We start from the raw sequence: 18470 nt of genomic DNA, 5'->3' as shown, positions 1-18470 counted from the left end.
TTCTTTATTTAGTATGTGAAATTAAGACCAAAGTTTACTGATTTCAGTTGCGGATAATATTGGGCGGAACCGCCAGTCATTTCCGGGTCCATGATATCCAACTTATCGAACGTTAATAAGTTCGTGCCGTTAATGTATAATCGTAATCCATTGATAACTTTCGTTTTCTCTAATATCGATTTCGGGAAAGTATATGATAATTCAATATTTTTCAGACGCAGGTAGTTACCATTCTTCATCCATATACTCGATGCACGGTTGTTATTGCTGTTTCCTCCTACATAGGCACGCGGATATTTGGCTCCTGTATTTTCGGGCGACCATGAGCCGTCTGACAAATAGCTGTAATAGTTACTTGAGCCGTCGAGGAACATGGTAGTTCCGTATCCTTCCAGCATGATGGATTTATGAGCTGCCCCCTGGAATAAAGCCGTCAATTCGAAACCTTTCCATCCGCATGCAAGATTGAATCCGTAAATAATTTCAGGAATTGAGCCGTAGCGGTCTACAACAATCAGGTCATTTTCATTGATCATTCCATCACCGTTTACATCTGCATATTTAACATCACCCGGCTTCTGGCCTCCATTGAACTGCTTCGGCCAGGCATCGATTTCATCCTGTGACTGGAAAATACCGATCGCTTTCATGCCGACAAGTCCGGCATAAGGACGGCCAATTTTCTCCGTTGTCTTATCCATTAATGATACTTTTCCACCGCTGGTACTTAGTGTATGGGTAAATGGCCTGCCAACGACTTTGTAATAATCCGGAGTACTTTCACTCTCATCAAACTTGATTACTTTATTGCGGACGAAACTGAAGTTTCCACCTACTTTATAAGTGAAGTCGCCAATCTTATGTGAGTGGCTGACCGCTATTTCTATCCCTTTATTATCCAGGATACCATAGTTAACATCAGGCAGTGTGGCTCCGAATGTTTCTGGAATCGTCCTGATCTGAGGAGCTAAGATGTCTTTGGTTCTTTTGGAGAAGAAGTCGAGTTCAAAGCTCAGTAAGCCTTGCCATAACATACCTTCGAGCCCGACATCGAAAGTGGATGATTTTTCCCAGGTGATATTAGGGTTAGGGAATAAATCTTTGTAAACGGCAATACTGTTGGTATTTTTCCCACCTATGGTTGCTACATCCGAATATACAAATTCAGACATGTATTGCCATAGTTTTACCTGGTCGTTACCTAATGTTCCGTATGAGGCTCTTAACTTAAGATTATCGATAAAGGAGAAGTTGTCTTTAATGAACGCTTCGTTAGATATTCTCCAAGCTCCGGAAACTGAAGGGAAGAATCCATATCTGTGTCCTTTGGGGAATGTAATGGATCCGTCGTAACGGAAAGAGGCTTCAAACATATATCTGGAGTCGAATGCGTAATTAATACGTCCGACCAGACCGTTGCGTGCCCACTCATTTGCTTTACCTGCGTTTGTTTTATCTGCATCGCCACCGGCAGAAAGCTGTGGTACCGAATTGGAAACAAAGTTGGTGCGGAAAGCTGAAAACTCATTGCCTTTGGAAGACTCTTGTTCATACAGGAACAGGAAGCCTACATCATGTTTACCGAATGTGCGGTTGTAGTTTAAGGAGACATTGTAAGTATAACCGTCACCCTGATCGAATTTTTCATCCAGCTTCGTTTTCTCTCCTACTACTTTTGTGTTCGTGATATCTCCGTTCTCGTTAACGTCATACATCGAGTATGGAATAAAGAACTTCTTATTATACATATAGTTTTTGCCATAGGAGAACATCCCTCTAGCCACCAATCCTTCAATTCCGGGGATTTTGTAGTCAGCTTTAAAGGTAACACGGAAATCATTGTAAGTTTCTTTATTATTACCCGAACTGTGAACCATTTCCGGTAAGTGTTCGCCATTTGTGTTGGCTGGTAAACCGTTCGGGTGATAAGCCGGAAGTGTCGGATTTTGACGAGCTACGTAATGAAACAGATCTTCTGCTTTCCATCCCGGACTATTGTAAGTTCTGGTACTGGCATCTACATCGGCCGAGATGGTGAACCGTTCGGTTACCTTCGCATCGATGTTGGAGCGGAAATTGTATTTCTTGTAGTTGAAATTGTCGATCAGGCCATCTTCCGAATGGTGTCCTAAAGAAACAAAATATTTTACTTTTTCCGATCCTCCCGATAAATTGAGGTTCGCATAATACTGAGGTGCTGTTTTATTGAATGTCTCTTTATACCAGTCTGTTCCCTGTCCACCTGTTCTGAAGTTCTCCAGTTGTTCCTGAGTAAAAATACGGTTATCGTTAGGGCTGACACCATCCATCAGGTATGCCTTGTTACGGGTAGAAGCCCATTCATAAGGGGTAGCCAGATCTGGGTAACGTGTTACGTTTTTCAGTCCGTAATAAGTATCCAGTTTTACGGAAGGTTTTCCGTCTTTTCCTCGCTTGGTTGTTACCAGGATAACTCCGTTAGCAGCGCGTGCACCATAGACGGCAGCTGCTGCTGCATCTTTCAGGACGGAGATCGTTTCAACCTCATTCGGGTCGAGATTGCTGAAGTCACGTTCTATACCGTCGACGATTACCAGCGGATCACTATTATTCCAGGTTCCTTGTCCACGGATCAGAAGTTTGGAACCGGAACCAGGTTTTCCGGATTCGTTTACAGCGATCAAGCCGGGCATCTGTCCAACCAAAGCATCACTTAAATTCGATGTTGCCGCTTTCTTAATATCGTTTTGTGCGATTGTAGCAATCGCTCCGGATACACTGCTCTTTTTCTGTACACCATATCCGACAACTACGATCTCATCCAGATTCTGTGTGTCTTCAAGGAGTTTTATATTAAGAGAGGTATTGTTTCCTACTGTGATATCCTGAGTCAGGTAGCCGATATAAGAAACCTGGAGCTTTGCTCCTTCCGGTATATCCAGGGTAAATTTCCCGTCTATATCCGTGATTGTGCCGATAGTTGTTCCTTTTACCGATACGTTGGCTCCGATAATCGTTTCACCTTTTTCGTCTGTAACTACTCCATTAATGGTACGTCCTTTTTGTTGGATAGAAGGAGAAGTTTCTTTCGACTCTTTTTTCATTAGCATGATATTTGAACCTTCCATAGCAAAAGCGATATCTGTCTGACTGAAAGCTTTATTCAGGACTTCAATAACTGTTTGGTTGGTTGCCTGAATAGTTACTTTACGATTTAGGTTCACTTCATTTTTGTTGTATACAAACAGGTAATCTGTCTGCTTTTCGATCTCCTGCATGAGCTCCTGCGTCGAAATATTCTTTGCGACAATAGACACTCTGGTTGTTTGTGAAGTCGCTTCCGTTGCAAATACCCCGGATACGAAAATAAAGAGGTACACGAAGACTAATTTCATAATACGGAATGTGTATTTAAAATGTGGTTTAAGTGGGATAAAAGAATCCCCGTACAAAATATTTTTCATACTTTTGTAAACTGTGTTAGTTAATACTTAGATATTTAAGGAATGAAGTCGGGTATTGACTTGCTCTAAACCGGGAAGTGTTCGAGCACTTTCCGGTTTTTTGTTTTGTTCATGTCTTTTACGTCATAGGCTAACTGTTTTTGTGATTAATTTATTTAATGGTGATCAGATTCAAGTCATTGTCTTTTATGTAGGTAAACTTGTTACTTAACTGAAGAACTCTCAATACATGTTCGACACCATCTTTTGTCCTGAATTTTCCGGAATAGCGGTTTTTGAGTAATTTTTCATTCTGTACATCGATCTTTACATCATAGTATAATTCGAGTTTGTCTATCATTTTGCCGACCGGTTCGTCATAGAAACAGATCAGACCTTCTTTCCATAAGAAGTAGGTTTGATGTTCAATCACTCCTTTCTTCAATATCCCGTTTTCAATATATGTGCGGGTATTGGGTTCCAGGTTGATCCTGGTATTTGTTGCAGGCGAAGAGACCTCGACAGCTCCCTTTAATAGGGAAGTTTCAAAGACAGGAGAAGTAGAGTAAGCTGTTACATTGAATTCCGTACCCAGTACCTTTATATTGTATTTATCGGTCTTAACGGTGAAAGGCTTTTCTATGTCTTTGGTCACTTCAAAGTAACCCTCTCCATCTAATGTAACATCACGACTGCAAGCTGTGAATTTATCGGGGAAGGTGAAAGTCGTTTTTGCATTTAACCATACTTTGGTACCATCGGTCAATGTCAGTTCGGCCCGTTGGCCAGGTGGAACGAAGATTGTTTGCATTTTTGCCGGGTCGATTGTACCTTTATTCATCATAAATGAATATAAGACGGTGAAAGTAATCAGGAAGATGGCTGCTATCTTGGAGAATTCGATGGAAGCAGATCGTAATGTCCATCGTTTATTACTCCCGGCAACAAAAACGGGCTCTTGCTCCTGCTGCCAGATAGATATATCATATAATTTGCGCTGGGCAAGAAATTCTTTCATGTTTTTCTTGTCAGCATCCAGCCAGCGGGCAACATCTTCCTTTTCTTCCGATGTTGCTTCACCTGCAATATATTTATGTAGTGTCTCCTGGTTCATTTACTTCTTTTTATTGGCATGTTTTATGCCCCGTTACTATTAAAACGATTCATAAAGTAATAACCCTAGTGTGTAAATGAAGATTTATTGGAAAAAGAAGAAGAAATAGAAAAGAGGAAGATAATCTTTCAGATTCTCCCGTAGTGGTTTTAAAGCTTTAGTGATATGATACTCAACACCTTTTACTGTTAATTGGAGCGCTTCGGCTATTTCTTTATTTGTTTTGTTTTCGAAGCGGCTCATTTCGAAAACACGCCGGGTTTGTTCCGGTAAACGGGCTAAAGTAGTTGTGATGATCTGTTGTACCTCGGTAGAGAATATGTCTTCGGGATTGCATGCTTCCAGGGTAGAGATGCGGATATCCAGTTCTCTTTGTTTCATGTCTGTCAGCGAGTGAAGGGCTTCGGTCTTGATCGCTTCGTGCTTCAGATGGTCGAGCGATTTGTTTTTTAGTGTGGTCAGTAGTAAAGCTTCAATGTGTTCGATCTCCTTTTCTTTCAATATTTCCCATAATTTGATCAGGACATCCGACACAATATCTTCGGCAATACATTCATCATGTACATAGGATTTGGTGAACAGAAAAGATTTTCTGTAGAATTTAGTGTATAAAGTATTGAAATTATGTATCTCAGTCCCGATCATCTTTTCTCAATAGTCGTTTGAGGGCAAATGTAGGGAAAATAAACAAAATTCAAATCTCTTTAATAGAATAATGATACTGATTGATAAAATACAGAGGAAAAAATAGTAGCATAATGAAACCGGCTCCGGTAAGGTTAGGGTCAAATAAAAGAGTGTTGTCGGCGATAAGTTGAGAGGGAATATGCGCCTTGTTGAGTGCAAGACGCGGTATTCGGAGCCGGCTTCATTACTACTATTTTAGTATTAATTAAATGTATACGTAACTCTCACGAGTTAGTTCGTTAATTCTTTTTCAAGGGATTGGCCGCTGCCGTATCCCGGATGGTCGATTCGGTGTAGTGGCCGGTGGCAAGATGCATGGAACAACTTGCCACGGCGTTTACACTTATAGAATCCTGTTTGAAGGATGTTTTTTAGGCCTCTTTACCGGATGTCGGGTAATTAATGAGGGAGACTTTCCTTCTTAACGATCACTGTATTTCTTCTTGCAATGCCGGGGGTATGCTCTATCAGACTTATCGTCCGTACATCCGGGCAGCCCTCATCGGTATCACAACAAAATGCAGTTATCCAGAGATTCTAACCATAACCAAAACATAAAATAAAACTTACATAATGCTGCCTGTAGCATCTTCACCGTTACCCTGTATCCAGTCGGTAACGGATACCTCTTTCAATGTAAGAGCCTCTCCGCTGAGAGTTAATTTGTAGAGGTATTTATGTCCTTTCTCCCAGACGGTTTGAGCCGGGATCTTGTACTTGTACGAATTTCCATTTATGGTGAACAGCGCTTCAATGTCTCCTTCAGCGATAGGGGCCGATGTTGGGATCACCATGATCTGTTGCGGATCGCAGAACTCTTTTGTCAATGTGACAGGTTCCGGAAGATGTAGCCGGGTCGAGGTCTTGCAGCCTGCCGTACCGGTTATTTCTCCGCTGCGTATATCCATCATACCTTTACATATCAGGGCACTTCCTCCGGCTTTATTGCCTACCTGGATAGCCGTCAGCTGATAATCTTCGTTGCCACTTCCTTGCAGGTTGACCTGGAAGGAGAGGAGAGATAAGGCATGATTCATATTCAGAAGAACCACGGGTGATATACTGTTCACTATCTTCTGACCAACAGCGTGTGTGCCATACATATAGTCGGGAGTCTGAGCAGCATCCGAGTAGAGCCTTACAGGAATACTGGCTACGCTCAGCCGCATCTGCGACTGATATGGATAATAGGCATACACGGTGGCCGGATCAAAGTTAAGTGTGACTTCCGGCGTTTGCCGCCAGGAGATTTTATTACTAATTAAATTTGCGTGCGCTTTTACGTTTACGTAATCACTATCCTCGTCATACAATCCGCCGTCCTCTTCGCGGGTGATCAGCAATCCGATTTCTGATCCGTCTTTAAATTCCTGGATAAAATTTGCAGACTTGGTAGTTAAAATACGTGTAATAATTTTTAATGGTTTCTCTTTTGCGCTAATACTCTCAATGGCTGCGATATTGCCCTCGTTGGAGCAACCTGCCAAACAGAAAATCAGTGTAATAAATAGTAATAAATTTCTCATACTTTTATGCTATTTTTGTATCAAATTTCATATTGCAAATATCCGGCGGTTTGAGCAAAATAAGAGATCATACGGTATAAAACCACGATGAAATCGTATAAAAACGCATGAAGCAAATAATCTAAATGCGTCAAATTGTCTAAATATGGTGCAAATCAACTATTTGAGAGAGCAATTTGTTTATAGATAAACGAGGGGAAGAAGTATGTTGGAAAAAATACAGTTTTTATTGAGTATGCAAATAATCGGCCTGTGCATTTTAGGCGGCATTATGATGCTATTGAGATCATTCGGCAACAGGGCACGACATATTCTGGGTTGGAGTATGATTATGTGGGCCGCTATGGCCGTAATCAGGAATATAGTTAATTTTTACCTGCACGATGCAAAAGAAGCGTTCCATCCGGATGTACTTATTGCCAGTTGTTTCGTAGTAGCTTGTCTGGCCGCTTATGTGATTGAAAAGCTACGCCCCGGATATCTTACTTTTAAGCGTTTTTCTATCTTTCTTTCTCCTGTTATTATAGGTGGTTTATCTTATCTGACTTACCGCTTGTGTGGCGGAGAAATCCATGTTTATTATTCCGTACGGGACGTTTTTAATGATTTGAATCTTGATGTATGTCTACGTTTGCTTGTCTTTGCATTGACTGTCGTTTATATGGCGTTGCCTATTTATCTGGTCATGAAATACGGGAAAGAGTATTCGGAATATCTTAGTGAAAATGTGTCTGACCCTGAAAATTAAGACCTGATCTGGCTGAAAAGAACTATGATCGTCTTGTTAATCCTCTATGTTCTTTACCTGATATTGCTGTTTACGGATATTCCGATTCTTTATGTTGTCGATAAGGCTGTGCTCCTTGTCGTTTGGTTTTATTTCTTTTATAATGCCCTGTTTCTTAAGAATATCCAATTAGATCGTACTTTCAGGAATGGGTGGAACTCGCCTGTGGATGAGAACGACGAAGAAAATGATGACGACGATGAACAGCAAAGCATGTTGTTTAAACGTTATGCAGAAGAAGTAAACACCTGGTTCGAGAAAGAGAAACCTTACCTGCGTGACGATTTGCGGTTGACTGACCTGCAACGGGTATTCCCGATCAGCCGTTCCTATCTTTCCCAGTTATTCAACAAAGAGCTGGGAATGTCCTTCTCCGATTATGTGAATCAGTTCCGGGTGGAAGAGAGCAAACGCCTGATGGATGCCGAACCGTTGGCCAGCATCCAGGATATTGCCGAACGCTCCGGTTTTCATTCCATCAGTACATTCCGCAGGGCATTTACGAAGCAAACCGGGATTGTACCTTCCGAATATAAGAGAGGATAACCCTCTGTCTTGTAGAATCTGATAAGATTACTTACTTTTACATCCTGAATAAAGAAAATAATCTTATCATGAATAACACTACTACCGCGCGTCCGCATATCGTATGGTTGGACGCACTTCGCTTCATTGCTATCCTGATGGTCATAGCCTGTCATTGTACAGACCCGTTTAATGCCTCTCCGGAGTCGCGTGCCAATCCGGAAATTAATTTCTGGGGATCGTTCTATGGCTCTATGTTGAGGGCTTGTGTCCCCCTGTTTGTGATGATGACAGGCTTTCTGTTGTTGCCGGTGAAGCAGGAGGCTTCCGTCTTTTATAAGAAACGCATTCCACGCGTATTCTTTCCTTTCCTGATCTGGTCGGTACTTTTTAATCTGGCTCCGTGGTTTATCCAATGGGTAGGAGGAAGTGCAGAACTGGTGACTGATTTCTTCCCCTGGGCACCCGATCCTTCGGCATCTCTGGCAGACGGATTGAAAGATATAGCCATGATCCCGATCAACTTTACGGTTTATGCTACGCCGATGTGGTATATCTATGCGCTGATCGGACTGTATTTGTATATGCCGGTATTTTCGGCCTGGGTGGAGAAAGCTTCCGATGAGGCTAAACGCTGGTTCCTGGCAGGTTGGGGTATTTCGCTGTTTATACCTTATCTGATGGAGTTTGTTTCGCATTATCTATTCGGAACCTGTTCATGGAATGCCTACGGGCTGTTCTATTATTTCGCCGGATTCAACGGGTACCTACTGCTGGGCCATTATCTGGGGAAAGGGAATAACTGGTCGGTTGCAAAGACGCTGGCAATCACTATTCCGCTGTTTGTGGTCGGTTTCCTGATCACTTTTAACGGTTTCCGCTATATGACTTCCGATCCGAATGTAAGCGAGGAGGGGATGGAGCTGTTTTTCACCTATTGTTCGCCGAATGCGATGCTGATGACGGCTGCTATCTTCCTGCTGGTACAGAAGGTACGTATTTCGTCTCCTTTGATCTGTCGCGCGTTGGCTAATCTGACAAAGTTGGGATTCGGAGTCTATTGCGTGCATTATTTCTTTGTAGGGCCTTCTTATCTGTTGACTCTTTGGCTGGGGATTCCAGTGTCGGCTATCGTGCCTGTTTCGGCTGTCTTTACACTGGCAGCTACCTGGGGATTTGTCTGGTTGCTGTCTAAGTTGCCTTATTCAAAATACATTATAGGATAAAGGCATTCGACAAATAGGGATCCGGTTTTGTGCAAATGATGTTAAAACCGGGTGATGCAGGTATAACGTATGCGTATTACTACTACTTTTGTGTTGTAAAACATATTTATGTGACATGTTTTACTAAGAGATCGTTTTAAATAAATAGAAATGCGCTATGAAAAAAGTAGTTAGTAAATGCGTCAAATACCTGGAGATACTGGGTGAATATGCGATGCAGAAGTATGGAATAAAATAAAAGAAATCTTTTCAGTGTTAGGGGGATGTCCGTGAGGGTATCCCTTTTTTATTTCCATTTTTCCGGGTTTACTTTATGGTTGGTAATAACCGTAAGGTATCAGCTCTTCTACTTGTTTGATCTCTTTAAGATAGCATTCGTTAAGCAAGGTCAGGCGGTTGGCTATTTTGTGTACTTCGCGGAAATTATGGTCTGTCAGGATAATTCCATGATTTTTGGCGCTTTCGGTCATAAGTATCCGGAGCTGTTCGGCTACGACAGGGGAGACGCCGCTGAAAGGTTCGTCGAGCAGGATATAAGGAGCCGGACTGAAAAGGGTCGTTTTGATTTCCAGGTAACGTTGCTCTCCGGTCGAGATTTCACAGATACGCGAGGTTCTGAGGCGGAGAAGCATTTTGTCGGCAAGAAAGCGTTTCCTGTCTTCCGGAGCGATACAAAGTTCTGCTATCTGTGATACTTTCAAGTGTGAAGGAAAGGATGGATGTTGTGGCAGGTAGGCGAGCAGTCCGGAGCGGAAGGCCGGCCCGTTTATGACCTTTCCGTCGATGCGGATAAATTTCCGGTCAGCTTTCAGTGTCCCGAAGATGATATTCAGCAGGGTTGATTTGCCTGTCCCGTTTCGTCCGAAAAGGGCAATGATGTCTCCCCGGCAGCATTTCAGGTAAACATCTGCCAGTATGGTTTGTTCTCCGAACGATTTAAGTATACTGTCTATTTCAAGGCCTGTATGCATAGCTCGATGATTTGATTCAGTAGATTACAGCAGATGAACATGACGATAAACGTAACGATCCAGAGTTGATACTTGCTGATTCCCTGATTATAATAGAAAAAGTATTCTTCTTTGTGTGTCAGTTCCTTGTAGATATAATCGAATCCTAGTCCGACCGTAGGGATGAGGCGAAACCAGAGTTTGACGGAATCCATCATACTTCCGTTATATAGAATAATGGAAGTAATGCTACCCATAGATGCAAAGAGAAAGCTGACCAGGACACTGAATTTTAATGTACTGAGTAAGAATGTCCGGTAAAACCGGTATTGCGTTTTCCATCTTTGCAGTTTATCCATAAACAGTCAGTCTATCGGGATAATTGATTTTCTGCTAAGGTATTCAAATCATTGGGAATGAGGGTAGGATTCTTTTTAATAAAGTATAAAAGGAAGGAAAAAGAAAGGAAAAAGAAAGGGTAGAATAGCATTAACTACTCTACCCTTTGCTTTGTATATATCATTAAGTTGTTACTTTACAACAAATGTATCTTTCAGTTTGATATCTGTAGAAGATGCGCCGATACGGACTTCAAATTCGCCTGGTTCGACCGTCCATTCCATATTTCTATCCAGAATTTCGAGATCTTCGGGAAGAAGCGTGAAAGAAACGGTGCGGGTTTCTCCCGGTTGCAGGGAGATACGTTCGAAGCCACGCAATACGGATTCGTAAGCGATCACGCTGCTTACCTTGTCGCGAACGTAGAGCTGTACTACTTCGTCGCCGGCACGTTTGCCTGTATTGGTTACGTCTACCGTTACATGCACGGGGCTTTGCGAATACGGCGTTTCCTGCTTGATAGCGAGGTTAGAGTAATTGAAGGTAGTGTAACTCAATCCGTGGCCAAATGGGTAAAGAGCGCCGTTTACACGGGTATTCCCGGAACCGTTAGGGCCGCTGAAGTATTGTCCGTCCTGCGAACCTGGCTTGAACGGGAAGTTAAACTCGATCTGTCCGATTGTTTTCGGGAAGGTAACAGACAAGCGTCCGCCCGGATTATAATCACCGAACAGGGTTTGTGCAATGGCTTCACCGCCCAGCTGACCGGGGAACCAGGCTTCGAGGATAGAAGGAATATTGCGGTCTGCCCAATTGATTGTGAGCGGTTGACCATTGATAAGAACAAGAACGACCGGTTTTCCGGTAGCATGCAGCGCTTCCAGCAGTTGTTGCTGACGGCCGGGAAGATCGAGGCCTGTGCGCGACTTACTTTCGCCTGTGCAGCTTTCATCTTCTCCCAGTACGGCGATAATCACGTCGCAATCGGCAGCAGCGGAAGTGGCTTCGGCGATAGTATTCTTTTCTTCGTCGGTCAATGGAGTCGGTACGATTTCGCTATCGGGCCAGTTGGCGTCTTTTATTTCGCAACCTTTGGCATAGGCTATTTCTACTTCATTGCCCAGATAGTTTTTCAATCCATCATACACTGTGATGTTATCGAGACCTTGTGGGCCGTAACGGCTTATCATGTAATTGGTCTCTTTAGCCAGCGGGCCGGCAATAAGTACCTTTTTGGTTTGCCGTTTATCTAATGGAAGCAGATTATTCTCATTCTTCAGAAGGACAAGCGACTGTTTTTGCATATCGAGCACGAAGTCGCGGTGTTTGTCGGCACCCACGATCTTATCCGCTGCCTTGGGATCTTTTACATAGGGTTCATCGAACAGTCCGAGTTCGAATTTGACGCGTAAAACATCGCCTACCATACGATCGACGGACTTCATAGACAGTTTGCCCTCTTTCACCAGCTTGCGTACCGGCAGGATATAGTCGGCCGGATGGGTAAAGTTGGTACGTACGTTCAATCCGGCTTCAACTACCTGGCGAACGGCTTCTTCGTACGAGTCGGCCACATGATGTTTGGTCTGTACGAACTCCACAGCTTCGCTATCGCTCACCACGTATCCACGGAAGCCATATTCCTGGCGTAGCAGCTGGGTGAGGAAGTAATGGCTGGCTGTTACCGGTATACCGTCCCAGTCGTTATAACTACTCATTACACCTTTGGGATGTGCTTTCTGTATAACTCTTTTAAAGGGATAAAGATGGATCTCATGTAGTTCGCGGGGAGCTACATGCGGGTCGGTGCGTACCGCTGCGTCGCGTCCGCCTTTCGGAATGCTGTATACAGCAAAATGTTTGAGGGTAGAAGCTACGCCGTTCTGCTGTATACCGGTTACCATCTGTATACCGAGCTCACCAACCAGGTAAGGATCTTCTCCGTAGGTCTCAAGTACACGTCCCCAGCGCGGATCACGGGCTACGTCGAGGATCGGGGCATATACGTTATTATATCCCAGGGCACGGGCTTCTTTACCGGCAATATCTCCGGCCTGATATACCAATGCACGGTTCCAGGTACTACCGATGCTGATAGGAGCGGGCAGGGGAGTAGCCTTGGTATGATTCAGTCCGTGGATACCTTCATTGGAGAAGTCGACGGGGATACCGAGACGTGTTTCTTCGATAAACCAGCGTTGAGTAGTATTGATCGCTTCGGCATGATTACTGAAAGGATAGATCAATTCGGGCGTACGGCGGCGAGCGCTTCCTACTCCATTCAACTGTTCGTCGATATTGGCGATACCATCTTTCCAGATCTCATTTTTCCAGCCTTCGGTAGGAAGCGAGTCTTTCAAGACACGGCTGAAGCCGTAAAGGGTAGCCATCTGACAGCTCTTCTCTTCGAGGGTCATCTGATTCAGCAAATCCTGTACACGGGCATCGATCGGGGCGGAAGGATCTTCGTACACGTCTTTTACGCCGTTTTTGTTGAGATCTATCCATCCTTTTTTGTAGATCGAGTCTTTGGCTTGCATGGTACCGGTACCAAGACAGATCGCAACTAGTAATGAATATTTGAAATTCATGTTTTTATAGATTTATGTAATTTGTAGTAATGTAAAAACCGTATGGTCGGTAATCATTAGCGCAAAGGTAACAATTATCGGCCATACGGTCAATGATTAGTAGCTATTCCGGGGCTTGTATTACTTTACATCCCACCACAGACGTGCGTCTATTTTGTTATATGCCGACTGTGCATTATAGTTTTCTGTATTCATGGAAGCTTCTTTCGATGGATAGAGGAAGCGTACCGGTGCATTTTCCTTATTCAGCAGTGCACCATTTTCACGGTCGTCATCGAATACAGGGAAATCTGTACGGCGATATTCAGCCCAGTTCTCATAGATCTGCAGGAAGCCGAGATGCAACCATTTCTGGGTAGCAATCTGTTCCAATGCTTTTGCCGGATTATATTTGAAGCTTGAAGCGGCCAACCAGCTGCCCAATGTGGCATCGGATACATCTCTGTTGGCAATATTCGCGTCTTTTCCTTTCGGAGCATCACTATTTTTGTAATATTCGTAATAGTTCTGAATAGAAAGGATCACCCCTTTATTATAATACTCTTCAGCATTACCACTTTTCAGGCCGCGCTGTGCTGCTTCTGCCAGACAGAAGTAAACTTCAGCTGCCGTCATACCGATTCCCACAGGAAGTTTAAAGTTTTTACGGAAAGTGACTGTGTTCAGACATCCGTAGATCTCAAACAGACGTGTACCGTCCGGGCCATTCACCAGCTTGATTGCTTCGTCGGCCGAAGAGGGATAACCGAGTATTTCCGTGCTGCCTTCGTAAACATCTCCTTCATCATCTGTTGCCGGCTGATAGAATACAACCAGACGAGGGTCGGTAGCTTCTTTCAACAGATTAACGGTGAATTCAGGGGGATACATATAATAACTTTGTGCCTTTGAATGACTTTCACGCATAGCACGCCAGATACCATCGGGAGCAGTGCTCTGATTATCCGTCTTAATATAGGTATTGTCGGCATTGGTGGTGATCAATTGGTCGAGCGACAGTTCGGCCAATACCTGTTTAGCCTTATCAGGATCTACATTCGAGATACGCATGGCATAGCGCAGACGCAGGGAGTTGGCAAATTTGTACCAACCGTTGCAGTTACCTTGATAAACGATATCCTGCTGATTGAAACCATCGTTCGACGTTGCTGTCTGGAAATAGGCGGCTGCCGACTTCAGGTCGTCGAGGATAGCGTAGTATATGTCTTTCTGCGTATCATATTTAGGACGGAAAATCACGCTTCCGCCGTACATCACGTTACGGGCGGTAAAAGCTTCCGAATAAGGCATATTTCCGAAGAAATCGGTAGCGATCGCTGTGTTATATGCTTTCAGGATCTTGCCTGCTTCTACATAGATCTTATATTTTGCCTGCTCTTCTGTCGAAAGGTTGGCATACATCTTATCTATTTCGGTCAGCGTACTCATACGTGTTACGTAATAGTTTTCCCAACGGGCCTTATCATCCTGAATATTCTGATAGAGGTTGACACGGTCTTTTCCAGCCTGGCGTGCAGTGGTCTGGATATAGTTTCCGATCAGTCGGAAGTTGTAATTCCAGGTATCGGCATAGTCTATTTCAATTGTTTTCTGGGCACCTTTGGTAAAAAGGTATCCAATCTCGGCCGATGTAAACCCATCGGGATTGTCGTGCTTCTCATCCAGTTTGCTTTCGCAGGAGGAGAATGTGATGGCAGTGCCTAAAAGCAGGCTATATAATATGTGTTTCATAAACGTTTTCTGTTTTTTATGATGAATGAGTTACTATGTTTAGAAGCTGGTATTGATAGCGAAACCAAAGCTTCTTGCTGACGGATAAGAGGTATATTCCACGTAGGGATTGGTACCGCCTGTACCCAGTGTTGCTTCCGGATTCACATTAGGAACATTCTTATAGATAAAGAACAGGTTGCTTCCTACCAACGAAACATTCAGGTTCTGCAAACCGATCTTTGAAACGATATTATTCGGAACACGGTAAGAAAGTTTCATCTCACGCAGTTTGATGTATGTATTATCATACAGGTTATCTTCCGATCCGGCCCGGTTGTAGCGGGAGTTGTAATAATCGGCTGCCGATACAATGATGTTATTCTTTTCACCTTTCTCGTTTACACCGTCTACGATGATACCATCGTGGCGAACACGTCCGTCGAGCGCATTGGCCGGAGCTGATGCCTGATGATTGTCTAAAGCGATCTTCTGGTTGGTGTTCTTGTCGATGTAATAAGGTTTGCCACCGTATTGTTCGTCGCGTCCCCAAAGAGATTCTTTACCTGCACCGGATGCTTTCAGATAATTGTTGGTAAATGAAAGCAACTTACCTCCGAACGATCCGTCGATATGTACGCTCAGAGAGAAGTCTCTGTAACGGAATGTATTGGTGAAACCGGCTGTGAATTTCGGAGCTGCACTACCTGCATACGTAAATTCCGATTCCTGTTGGTAGTTACCGTTCTTATCGACAACGATTCTTCCCTGATCGTCACGTACCCATTTACGGATAAATACGCTTGGAGTTGCATATCCTGGAACAGCTTTGAAGATAGCTGCGCTCCACGGGTTACTGATCTGACGGTCTTCCATTCCATCGATCAAAGAAAGCAGTTCATTGTGTGTATAGGCAAAGTTAAGCACGCCTTCCCAGCTGAAGTTCTTTGTTTCGACCGGAGTACCGCTCACCTGAAGTTCCACACCACGGTTACCGATTTCACCGGCATTCATTCTCATACCTGTGGCACCTGTTGAAGGAGCAACCGGAACGGTGATGATCTGGTTCTTTGTCTTATTGGTATAGAACGCAAAATCTAATCCCAAACGGCCATTAAGTATGCGGCTTTCCAAACCTACTTCCCATGAATACGTCTTTTCAGGAACGACATTGGTAGGAGGTACGTCGGCTTTGAATTCATTGGTGATAATCGAGCTGTTGTATGATCCGTACTGATATTCGGAGTTCGTAAAGTAGATAGACGGTGTCGTGTTACCCACGATAGCGTATGATCCTCTTACTTTACCATAGTTGTACCAATCCGGCAGATCCAACGCTTCCGTAAATACGAAGCTCAGACCGGCAGAAGGATAGAAGAAGCTACGGTTACCGGCAGTCAGACGGGAAGACCAGTCATTACGGGCTGTCAAATCCAGATACAGGAAGCGTTTGTAAGCTAACTGGGCAGAAGCGAATACAGCACCGAGGAATTCTCCCTGGTTAACCACTTTGTCTTTGCTGGCTTGTTTCGGATCCCGCTTATTGTTTTCTGATGAGAACATACCGTTATATTTCAATCCGTGAGATTCCCAGATAACTTTCGATTCTGTGATATCTTCACCGGAAACACCCAAGTTGGCGGACACATCGAAGTCTTCACCGAAAGCTTTATTGAACATCAACAGACCTTCTACATAATTCTTCTGATAATGGGCATCTTCCTTGCGGTAGCTACCTTCCAGCGTGTTCATATCCGAAGGATCTGCGTATTTAGTAAAGTATTCTTTGTTCTCTTTATCGTCGCGGTAACGATCCGTACCACCACGTAGGCGGAAGTTAAGGAAATCGAATATCTTAAGGTTTGCAGACAGAGAAGCGATCAAACGTTCACGGTTCTGTGTATATTCGTTCTCATTCTGCTGCCACATCAGGTATTTAATGATGTTATCGCGGTTTCCTGAGCTGATATTTGAGATAGCATCAGTCAAGAAGTAGCCATCTTCGTCCTTATAATTGTCTTTCCACAATTGTGTGATCTCGTTACGAGGCATCGGATAGTTCGATACACGGTCGATACGTGTAGGAGGGTTTTTTGTTTCCGAAATATTGAACGATACAGATGCATCGAAAGTCAGTCGTTCGTGTACCTTGAAATTACCCGAGAAGCTGAAGTTATGTTTATTCTGCTTGAAGTTTTCCAGGTAACCGCCGTAGTTCATGTTCGTATAGGCAAGGCGGATACTGTTTTTATCCGAGCCATTGGTAATAGCGATACTATTATTATTGGTGAAACCGTCTTTAAATACGTCGCGATAGTTGTTTGGCTGTGGAGAGTAGGGGCGTTTTACACCATCCCACCAAAGCACTTCCGTTCCGTCCATACGCGGGCCGAAGCTGCGGTAAGTATCCCCGTTATAGATGGGTTGTCCGTCTGCATTTGTCGTGAAGTAAGGGTTTGTTCCTCCTCCGAAGACGTTCTGAAGTTCCGGCATATAAGCACGCTGGTCGTACGTATAAGAAGTACCGACCTGGATACCTAAACCTTTCCCTGAGCCTCCGCGTTTAGTGGTGATTACGATCACACCATTAGTTGCACGAGAACCGTACAAGGCAGCTGCATTAGCACCTTTCAGGATAGACATCGATTCGATATCGTCCGGGTTGATGTCGTTAAGGGCGGAACCTTGCTGTGTTTCGCTACGTTCGCGACCTGCCCAGTTAGAATCAGTGTCGTTGATAGGTATACCATCCACAACGATCAGCGGACGTGTGTTACCTTCCACGGAGTTGATACCACGGATCTGGATCTTGGTACCTCCTGTTGGCCCCGCAGCCGTTTGCTGGATCTGTACACCGGCAGCCTTACCATATAATGAGTTGGCTACGTTCTGTACGGGGACTAACTGGATATCCTCCGATTTCAATTCACTCATAGCGTAACTCAGGGCACGTTTTTCTTTCTTAATACCCATAGCGGTTACTACTACTTCGTCAATCTTCTGGCTATCTTCCATCAATTTTACATCCAGAGTAGCTTGTCCGGTGTATTTGATATCTTGTGTTACATATCCGATGAAAGAAATAGATAGGGTACTTCCGGGAGCTACAGCGATGGAGAAGTTTCCATCCATGTCTGTAATAGTTCCTTCATTTGTTCCTTTTACGGAAACAGAAGCTCCGGCTACTGGGCCAAATGCATCAATAACTGTACCTGTTACTTGCTTTTTTTGTTGAGCGATGTTAGTTACAGCTTCCGACGTAGCTCCTGTTGCAAATACCTGACCGGTAGAACAGAGAGCGCCGGACAGTAAAATAAGTCCGATAGGTCTCAATACTTTTTTCATAAACAAATCTTTAATTAGATTCAAGAAAATTTAATTTCAATGCTGCAAATCTATTAAGGTGTTGTGTTAAAGCCGTATTAGAATCTGTTGATAGGATGGTAAATGCTGTTAGCGACGGATTTTACCATCTATTTGACGGATATTACCATCATGCCCGTGCAACGTTTCGTTATTTTTTGTGTTCATTTACGAAAACAAGTCTAATACCAGCGGTATTACCTGTTGGGGTTATCGCTTATTACCTTTTT

General features: G+C 43.7%; 12 protein-coding genes. 3 read left to right on the top strand and 9 right to left on the bottom strand.

All coding sequences use genetic code 11. The features are described from left to right. Window positions 1-8: 8 nt before the first annotated feature. From HMPREF1536_RS08930 to HMPREF1536_RS08915, 4 genes are all read right to left on the bottom strand, one after another. Window positions 9-3374 carry a TonB-dependent receptor gene (locus HMPREF1536_RS08930; RefSeq protein WP_028730050.1) on the bottom strand — a complete coding sequence of 1122 codons (3366 nt, stop codon included), beginning with the start codon at window positions 3372-3374 and terminating at the stop codon, window positions 9-11. Window positions 3375-3594: 220 nt separating this feature from the next. Continuing rightward, window positions 3595-4536 carry a FecR family protein gene (locus tag HMPREF1536_RS08925; RefSeq protein ID WP_028730051.1) on the bottom strand — a complete coding sequence of 314 codons (942 nt, stop codon included), beginning with the start codon at window positions 4534-4536 and terminating at the stop codon, window positions 3595-3597. An 84-nt stretch (window positions 4537-4620) separates the two neighbouring features. Then, entirely contained in the window at window positions 4621-5181 is a 561-nt protein-coding gene (locus tag HMPREF1536_RS08920) for an RNA polymerase sigma-70 factor (RefSeq protein ID WP_028730052.1), read from the bottom strand. 608 nt (window positions 5182-5789) lie between these two features. After that, complete coding sequence (locus HMPREF1536_RS08915; protein ID WP_028730053.1) at window positions 5790-6749, bottom strand: fimbrillin family protein; 960 nt, start codon at window positions 6747-6749, stop codon at window positions 5790-5792. A 205-nt stretch (window positions 6750-6954) separates the two neighbouring features. Between HMPREF1536_RS08915 and HMPREF1536_RS28125 the strand changes: the two genes are divergently transcribed. The 3 genes from HMPREF1536_RS28125 (at window position 6955) to HMPREF1536_RS08905 (ending at window position 9287) form a co-directional block, all read left to right on the top strand. Further along, a complete protein-coding gene (locus tag HMPREF1536_RS28125) occupies window positions 6955-7497 on the top strand; it encodes a hypothetical protein (RefSeq protein ID WP_225607971.1) in 543 nt (180 codons plus the stop codon). Between the two features lie 24 nt (window positions 7498-7521). Next, window positions 7522-8082: an AraC family transcriptional regulator gene (locus tag HMPREF1536_RS28120; RefSeq protein WP_225607972.1), complete on the top strand. Its 561-nt coding sequence runs from the start codon at window positions 7522-7524 to the stop codon at window positions 8080-8082. Between the two features lie 68 nt (window positions 8083-8150). Next, window positions 8151-9287, top strand: a complete 1137-nt coding sequence (locus HMPREF1536_RS08905; protein ID WP_028730054.1) for an acyltransferase — start codon at window positions 8151-8153, stop codon at window positions 9285-9287. Between the two features lie 311 nt (window positions 9288-9598). Here HMPREF1536_RS08905 and HMPREF1536_RS08900 read toward each other — a convergent pair whose 3' ends face one another. The 5 genes from HMPREF1536_RS08900 to HMPREF1536_RS08880 all read right to left on the bottom strand — a co-directional run bounded on the left by HMPREF1536_RS08900 (window position 9599) and on the right by HMPREF1536_RS08880 (window position 18222). After that, the gene (locus HMPREF1536_RS08900) at window positions 9599-10258 is read right to left on the bottom strand and encodes an ATP-binding cassette domain-containing protein (protein WP_028730055.1); all 660 of its coding nucleotides are present in this window, start codon (window positions 10256-10258) and stop codon (window positions 9599-9601) included. Then, the gene (locus HMPREF1536_RS08895) at window positions 10237-10596 is read right to left on the bottom strand and encodes a hypothetical protein (protein WP_028730056.1); all 360 of its coding nucleotides are present in this window, start codon (window positions 10594-10596) and stop codon (window positions 10237-10239) included. Before HMPREF1536_RS08895 ends, HMPREF1536_RS08900 begins: the two co-directional genes overlap by 22 nt. Before the next feature lie 171 nt (window positions 10597-10767). After that, window positions 10768-13167 (bottom strand): glycoside hydrolase family 3 N-terminal domain-containing protein, encoded by a 2400-nt coding sequence (locus tag HMPREF1536_RS08890; RefSeq protein ID WP_028730057.1) that lies wholly within the window; start codon window positions 13165-13167, stop codon window positions 10768-10770. A 120-nt stretch (window positions 13168-13287) separates the two neighbouring features. Continuing rightward, window positions 13288-14898, bottom strand: a complete 1611-nt coding sequence (locus HMPREF1536_RS08885; RefSeq protein WP_028730058.1) for a SusD/RagB family nutrient-binding outer membrane lipoprotein — start codon at window positions 14896-14898, stop codon at window positions 13288-13290. Between the two features lie 39 nt (window positions 14899-14937). Then, window positions 14938-18222: a SusC/RagA family TonB-linked outer membrane protein gene (locus tag HMPREF1536_RS08880; RefSeq protein ID WP_028730059.1), complete on the bottom strand. Its 3285-nt coding sequence runs from the start codon at window positions 18220-18222 to the stop codon at window positions 14938-14940. Between the last annotated feature and the right edge of the window lie 248 nt (window positions 18223-18470).

The organism is Parabacteroides gordonii MS-1 = DSM 23371 (assembly GCF_000969825.1).
Taxonomy (GTDB): Bacteria; Bacteroidota; Bacteroidia; order Bacteroidales; family Tannerellaceae; genus Parabacteroides; species Parabacteroides gordonii.
This window is presented reverse-complemented; position numbering and strand designations above follow the sequence as displayed.